We start from the raw sequence: 7,089 nt of genomic DNA on the forward strand, positions 1-7,089 counted from the left end.
GTTAAACGGGGAATTTAATAAAAACTTTAAACCCTTTGCCAAGAGTGGAATCAATGTCAATTTCTCCTTTAACTGCGAGAATTCTATTCTCAATATTATGTAATCCGTTTTTAAAAGTTATACTGTTAATATCTATGCCTTTTCCGTTATCACTATAAGTGATAATGATGCTGTTATTTGTTTTTTTGAAGTTAATGCCAACTAAAGCTGCATTACTATGTTTTTTCATATTTACAAGTAATTCCTGTACTACACGATAAACAATTATTTTCTTGTTTTTTTCAATTTCACTCCACGAAATAGTCTCAATGTCATTTAGGAGTAGATTGATATTTGGTGTGTTAAAACCCGAAATCATCTCTTTTAAATAAAAAATGTATTTTTCTGATGTTACAATTGGACTGTTTTCTTTTGAGATATCTGTTGTTCTGGAATATATAATATCTAGATTATTCAATAATTGCTCCCTGTTTTCTGGTAAAGAAAGATTGTTGCTTTCCGCAAAAGCCATGGTATGATATATGTCGTTGGCAAGTTCGTCATGTAGTTTTTTTGCGATACGGGTTTCGCTGTTATAAGTTGCCTCAATTTTTTCTCGATTTCCTCTGGAAGTTAAATAGAAGTATAGGACTATTATTAAGCTTAGACTTAGAATAATCATGATGTATGAGATAATATTTCGGTTCTTTTGCCGCTCTAGCTGAAGTTCGTTTTCGGCTTTATGTGTATTTAGTTTTAAATTTTCTTCTCTTTCTTTTTTGGAGTCATATTTAATTTTTGCAAATTGATTTTTAGATTTTTGTCTAATTTCAAAAACACTATCAGTTAAGTCAACATAAATTGTAGCATACTTTTTTAATTCTTGATTAGAGCTATTTTTGATTATCAGTTGTAATGTTGCTAATCTTTCGTCAATACAGTTTATTGCACTAAATTTTTTATAGCTATTCAGCATGTATTTCTTTGCAAGGACAGGGTCGCTTTCTTCATAGAACTTAGCGTAATGAATGTAGATTTTTCCCAAATCGAACGATTTGTTTGCCTTTTTTCTTATTTCAAGACTTTTGCTTAAATAAGAAAGAGCTTTTTTTGAGTCACTTATTTTAAAATAGCAAAAACCAATATTGTCTAAAGTTTTTCCCAGGAATTGATAGTTTTTACTAACTTCTTTTTTTGTTATTAAAGAAAGAAAGATTTGAATAGATTCTTTGTGCTTTCCTTCTTCCATTAATATAACAGCAATATTGTTTTTTGCAGCAAGTTTTCTCCATTCTTCTGTTTTTAATTGTAAAGCCCTTTCATTGTAGAATATAGCCTTTTTATAGTCAAATGTATTTAGATAGTTTATGCTTTGAATAATATATGAATTCCATCTTTGAGAAACTTTTTTTACATATTTCAAGTAAGGAAGTGCTTCATTAATTGTGACCTCACTTCCGGCATAATCCCCATGTGTTTGCTGAATTTCTCCCATAGAGTTTAAAACAGAGACATAATTATCTGCATCAGTTACTGGATTGCAAATAGATTTAGCCTTGTTATAGTAGTAGAAAGCACTATCTGACTTGTTGTTCTTATGAAGTAATTTGTCCGCAATTGTAATGAGTTTCTCAACTTCGGCTCTAGTGTTTTTAACCGTTGTTTTTTTACAATCCTTTTTTTGACAAGAGAAGAAAAATAAAAACGAAAAAAGTAAATATATAGAAGTGCGCAATCTCTGTGGTGTCATGCGCCAAAAATAAAGAATTTTAGCTTTTAAAAAAGAGTATAAATACGGTATTTTGTGTATTGATGTGTTTTTTTAGTTTCTTGCTCACATTTAGAAGTATATGAAAGAAAACCCTCGAAATAGAGAGTTTTCTTGTGGTATTACTACGGTATTTCTAGTGTATTATACTGCTCTTAATCCTGTAGTTATTGCTAATCTATTCCATGAATTAATAGTAATGATCGAAAGAATAATTTCGGCAAGGTATTTTTCGTCAAATAGACTAGCAGCATTTTGATAAACTTCGTCAGATACATGATTACTGATCAGAGTAACTTGTTCAGTCAAAGCTAAGATCGCTTTCTCTTCTTCAGTATAAACATCCGCTTCACTCCATGCATTTAGCAAGTAAATTTTTTGCTCAGTTATACCATGTTTTCTACCATCGATAGTATGCATGTTGATACAGTATGCACAACCATTTATTTGTGAAGCGCGAATTTTAATTAGTTCTTTATGTATAGGTGTTAATGAAGTAGTCGAAATGTATTTTTCTAAATTCATTAAGGCTTGATAAGCTTCTGGGGCAACTGTTGGGATAACGATTCTTGGTTTCATTTTTCTTGTTTTTTAAAGTTTGATACAAAGTTGCGGCTTATCTGCTTTAAAAAACTTGAAGTACTTCAAGAAATACGTTTATATCTTTCCGGCCCTTATTTTACTCATAAATTCTGCAGAAAAATCGAGATAGGAGGCAAGCATATATTGTGGAACACGTTGTACAAATTCTGGATTTAGACCATTAAAGTGATGGTATCTTTCTTCGGCAGACATGGTGAATAAAAACTTAATCCGCATTTGAGCAGCTCCAAAGGATTTTTGAGAAACGATTCTAAAGTAACGTTCTAGTTTTGGAATCTGAATTAAAAGAGATTCAAGTACAGACTTTTCTATAGCGATTATTTCGCAGTTCTCAACAGCCTGAATATAAAAGTGAGAAGGAGCATTGTTATGATAACTTAGATAATCAGTAATCCACCAGTTTTCGACCCCAAATTGAAGTGTTTGTTCGCTTCCTTTATCGTTAATTATATATTGTCGCATGCATCCTTTAACTATAAAGTATGCAGTATCACAAACCTGGCCTTCCTGTAATACAAGGGCTTTCTTTTTGATTGTAGACAAACTTAAACTCGATTCAAGAATACCAATCTCTGAAGATTCGAGAGGCACGAATTTTTCTATGTGATTAAAAAGAGATTCAAACATTTATTACTATTTGATTTTATGCAAATGTACTTTTTAAATTCAAATCTTAAAGATTAGAATTAGCTATAAAACAAAAAACCATCCGCCGTGGCGGATGGTTTTTCTATGATAAGTAAGTAATCTAAATTGAGTTTATAAAACGTTTATTTTACTTTATTAAGTATTGCTTTGAAAGCTTCAGGGTGGTTCATCGCTAAATCTGCAAGAACTTTACGGTTCAATTCGATTCCGTTAGCTTTTACTTTCCCCATGAATTGAGAATAAGACATTCCTTCCAATCTAGCTCCAGCGTTGATACGTTGAATCCATAATGCACGGAAATTTCTTTTGTTTTGTTTTCTATCGCGGTAAGCGTAGCACATTGCTTTCTCTACTGCATTCTTAGCAACTGTCCAAACGTTTTTACGTCTACCAAAGAAACCTTTGGCTTGCTTCATTATTTTTTTTCTTCTTGCTCTTTTAGCAACTGAATTTACCGATCTTGGCATAATTTTAATGTGTTTTTGTAGCAGGCGTCCTGAATTAAATCAAAGGAACTTAATGGCCATACTCCAAGGTTATATAAATAATTTTTTAACCTAAAGAATTATTAGATAATTCTTAATTGTTGTTTGATGCTTTTCATATCTGTTTTGTGAACTAACGCTGAGTGAGTCAAAGCTAATTTACGTTTTTTAGATTTTTTAGTCAAGATGTGACTTTTAAAAGCATGCTTTCTTTTAATCTTTCCAGAACCAGTAACTTTGAAACGTTTCTTGGCGCTAGATTTTGTTTTCATTTTAGGCATTTTTCCTAGTGTTTTAATTTATTCTTACTTACTTATATTTTGGTCTGAAAGTTTAAATATCAAAAGCCAAAAGCAGTTTATGACTTTTGACTTCAAAACTTGTAACTTTAAGACTTATTTCTTTTTCTTCGGAGCAATGAACATGATCATTCTCTTTCCTTCCAAAACTGGCATAGCTTCTACTTTACCATGTTCTTCTAAATCTGTAGCCAAACGTAGTAATAAAATCTGTCCTTGATCTTTATAGATGATAGAACGACCTTTAAAGAATACGAATGCTTTTAGTTTAGCACCTTCTTTCAGGAACTTCTCAGCATTTTTTCTTTTAAACTCGTAATCATGCTCATCAGTCTGAGGACCAAATCTAATTTCTTTTACTACAACTTGCGTAGATTTAGCTTTTAAAACCTTATCACGTTTCTTTTGTTCGTAAACAAATTTCTTGTAATCCATGATTTTACAAACCGGTGGCTCAGCGTTTGGCGAAATCTCAACTAAATCCAATTCAAATTGATCCGCTAATCGTAAAGCTTCAGCAAGCTTAAATACACCTGGTTCGATGTTTTCGCCTACTAATCTTACTTCTTGTACACCACGAATATTATTGTTTATTCTGTGTGCATCTTTTTTTTCTACTCGAGGTTGGTAACCTCTGTTGCTTCTTATTGCTATGACTTTATAATTTAAGTTAAACTGTAAAAACTTTTAATGTCTTTTTTATTTCTTCGTTTACAATAGCGACAAATTCATCAATTGTAACTGTAATATTCCCTTTTCCTTCTTGACCGTGACGACGGATAGAAATTGTTCCGTTTTTCTCTTCTTCCTCACCTACAATAAGCATAAACGGTATTTTCTGCATTTCAGCATCTCTAATTTTCTTACCAATAGTCTCGCTTCTGTTGTCAATTAGGGCGCGAATTTCGTGATTTTCTAGCAAATCTAAAACTTTTTTAGCATATATTTCGTATTTCTCGCTCAAAGACAAGATTATAGCCTGTTCTGGCATAAGCCAAAGTGGGAAATTTCCTGCCGTATGTTCTAGTAAAATTGCGATAAAACGTTCCATTGATCCAAAAGGAGCTCTGTGAATCATAACCGGGCGATGTAATTCATTATCAGCACCTTTATAAGTTAACTCAAAACGCTCAGGTAGGTTATAATCCACTTGAATTGTTCCTAATTGCCATTGTCTTCCCAAAGCATCTTTTACCATAAAGTCAAGCTTCGGACCGTAAAAAGCAGCCTCGCCATATTCTACCACAGTATTCAGTCCTTTGTCAGCTGCAGCATTGATAATTGCATTTTCAGCTTTCTCCCAGTTTTCATCAGAACCAATATACTTATCTCTGTTTTCCTGATCTCTCAACGAAATTTGAGCAGTAAAGTTTTCAAAACCTAAAGAACCAAATACATAAAGGACTAAGTCAATTACTTTTTTGAATTCCTCATCCAATTGCTCTGGAGTACAGAAAATATGTGCATCATCCTGAGTAAACCCTCTTACACGGGTTAAACCATGTAATTCACCAGATTGCTCATACCTATATACAGTACCAAATTCGGCATAACGCTTAGGTAGATCTTTGTATGACCAAGGTCTTACATTATAGATCTCACAGTGGTGAGGACAGTTCATAGGTTTTAATAAAAACTCTTCACCTTCAGCGGGAGTGTTTATAGGTTGGAAACTATCAGCACCATATTTTGCATAGTGACCAGAAGTTACATAAAGCTCTTTCTGACCAATATGTGGAGTAACCACTTGTTCGTATCCAGCTTTCTTTTGAGCTTTCTTTAAAAATTGCTCTAAACGATCTCTAAGTGCAGCACCTTTTGGCAGCCATAAAGGTAAACCAGCACCAACTTTTTGAGAGAAAGCAAACAATTCAAGTTCTTTACCTAATTTACGGTGATCACGACGTTTTGCTTCTTCAAGAAGTTCAAGATATTCAGTCAGGTCTTTTTGTTTAGGAAAAGAAGTTCCATAAACACGAGTTAACTGTTTGTTTTTCTCATCACCTCTCCAGTAAGCACCAGCAACGCTCATGATTTTAAAAGCTTTGATAATACCGGTATTTGGAATATGTCCACCTCTACATAAATCAGTAAAAGTAGCGTGATCGCAAAAAGTAATAGTTCCGTCTTCAAGATTCGAAATCAATTCAGTCTTGTAAACGTTATCTTTATATAGTTCTAAAGCATCAGCTTTACTAACCGGACGCATTTTAAACTCATGTTTACCCCTTGAAATTTCAAGAACACGATCTTCAATCTTTTTAAAATCAGCATCAGTAATCTTTTGGTCTTCAAAATCTACATCATAATAGAAACCGTTTGAAATTGCAGGTCCAAGAGTTAGTTTAATTCCAGGATACAATTCCTCAAGTGCTTGCGCCATGACGTGCGAAGTCGAATGCCAGAAAGCTTTTTTACCTTCCGCATCATTCCAAGTATATAAAATAAGACTACCGTCGGTCGTCAATGGAGTTTCGGTTTCAATTGTTGTACCATTAAAAGATGCCGAAATCACGTTTCTTGCAAATCCTTCACTAATGCTTTTCGCAACCTCCATCGGAGTTATGCCTGAAGCAAACTCTCTAATTGACCCATCGGGTAAAGTAATCTTAATCATTGTTTATAATTTTGTGAATGCAAATATAACGCATTACAAAAACACATACAATACATAAATAGATGTTTATACTATAATATATATGACTAAAATGTATTCAATAATAATTGGATCGTTTTCTATACGTATATATAAGGGGAGGTTCTATTGCTCAACCGGATATTTTTCAAAACTTGTCGGGTTTATTTTTGTCCTTAATATATGAGGAGGAATTTCTACTATAATATATTAAGAGTAATTCTGTGTCTAGCTGAGCGTCCCGAGGCTTCTGGAGAAGCATCGCCATAATTAGAAGTTGGAATTTAATAAAGATTAGGAGCTATTTCCCGCTATGCACTACAATCTTTTGCTTTTTAAAGTAAAAAGCAAAAGGATTTCCGTTACTATCGGGGCTAGGGCAGTAGTTTTCATAAGAAACAAACCCGTCAAAAGAGAAAACTTAGCGCCTTTGCGTCTTTGTGCGAGATAAAAACCAGCAAAGAAACGAGCTCAGAGACTTTTCAAACCCCAATAACTCCAATAAAAAAAGAAAGAGCAACCTTAGCGCCTTGGCGGCAAAACCCCATAAAACAGGACAAAACCTCCAAATTCCCACAAACGGTAAAAAACTTGAAAAGTTAAAAATCACCATACCAGACACTTATAAAAAAGATTAAAAATAGTTAAGAAAAGCCATTGTTTAACTAAACA

At 33.2% G+C, this 7,089-nt stretch carries 7 protein-coding genes; all 7 read right to left on the minus strand.

What is annotated here, in order from left to right; all coding sequences use genetic code 11:
- Window position 1 precedes the first annotated feature (1 nt).
- Window positions 2-1,402, minus strand: a complete 1,401-nt coding sequence (locus CHB81_RS16780; protein WP_254921145.1) for a tetratricopeptide repeat-containing sensor histidine kinase — start codon at window positions 1,400-1,402, stop codon at window positions 2-4.
- Window positions 1,403-1,891: 489 nt separating this feature from the next.
- The gene (locus CHB81_RS16785) at window positions 1,892-2,326 is read right to left on the minus strand and encodes a carboxymuconolactone decarboxylase family protein (protein ID WP_089353003.1); all 435 of its coding nucleotides are present in this window, start codon (window positions 2,324-2,326) and stop codon (window positions 1,892-1,894) included.
- Between the two features lie 78 nt (window positions 2,327-2,404).
- On the minus strand, window positions 2,405-2,977 hold the full coding sequence (locus tag CHB81_RS16790) for a Crp/Fnr family transcriptional regulator (RefSeq protein ID WP_089353004.1): 573 nt from the start codon (window positions 2,975-2,977) through the stop codon (window positions 2,405-2,407).
- A 143-nt stretch (window positions 2,978-3,120) separates the two neighbouring features.
- The gene (gene rplT, locus CHB81_RS16795; RefSeq protein ID WP_007810721.1) at window positions 3,121-3,465 is read right to left on the minus strand and encodes a 50S ribosomal protein L20; all 345 of its coding nucleotides are present in this window, start codon (window positions 3,463-3,465) and stop codon (window positions 3,121-3,123) included.
- Between the two features lie 101 nt (window positions 3,466-3,566).
- Window positions 3,567-3,764, minus strand: a complete 198-nt coding sequence (rpmI, locus tag CHB81_RS16800; protein WP_022827375.1) for a 50S ribosomal protein L35 — start codon at window positions 3,762-3,764, stop codon at window positions 3,567-3,569.
- 114 nt (window positions 3,765-3,878) lie between these two features.
- The gene (gene infC / locus CHB81_RS16805; RefSeq protein ID WP_072974136.1) at window positions 3,879-4,430 is read right to left on the minus strand and encodes a translation initiation factor IF-3; all 552 of its coding nucleotides are present in this window, start codon (window positions 4,428-4,430) and stop codon (window positions 3,879-3,881) included.
- 22 nt (window positions 4,431-4,452) lie between these two features.
- Window positions 4,453-6,399 carry a threonine--tRNA ligase gene (thrS, locus tag CHB81_RS16810; RefSeq protein ID WP_089353005.1) on the minus strand — a complete coding sequence of 649 codons (1,947 nt, stop codon included), beginning with the start codon at window positions 6,397-6,399 and terminating at the stop codon, window positions 4,453-4,455.
- Between the last annotated feature and the right edge of the window lie 690 nt (window positions 6,400-7,089).

Source organism: Flavobacterium sp. ov086, from assembly GCF_900187965.1.
Taxonomy (GTDB): Bacteria; Bacteroidota; Bacteroidia; order Flavobacteriales; family Flavobacteriaceae; genus Flavobacterium.

What these genes read in the sequence shown, in the direction of transcription:
- rpmI (WP_022827375.1), bottom strand. Translation starts at nt 3,764, where the DNA reads ATGCCTAAAATGAAAACAAAATCTAGCGCCAAGAAACGTTTCAAAGTT.
- rplT (WP_007810721.1), bottom strand. Translation starts at nt 3,465, where the DNA reads ATGCCAAGATCGGTAAATTCAGTTGCTAAAAGAGCAAGAAGAAAAAAA.
- CHB81_RS16790 (WP_089353004.1), bottom strand. Translation starts at nt 2,977, where the DNA reads ATGTTTGAATCTCTTTTTAATCACATAGAAAAATTCGTGCCTCTCGAA.
- thrS (WP_089353005.1), bottom strand. Translation starts at nt 6,399, where the DNA reads ATGATTAAGATTACTTTACCCGATGGGTCAATTAGAGAGTTTGCTTCA.
- CHB81_RS16785 (WP_089353003.1), bottom strand. Translation starts at nt 2,326, where the DNA reads ATGAAACCAAGAATCGTTATCCCAACAGTTGCCCCAGAAGCTTATCAA.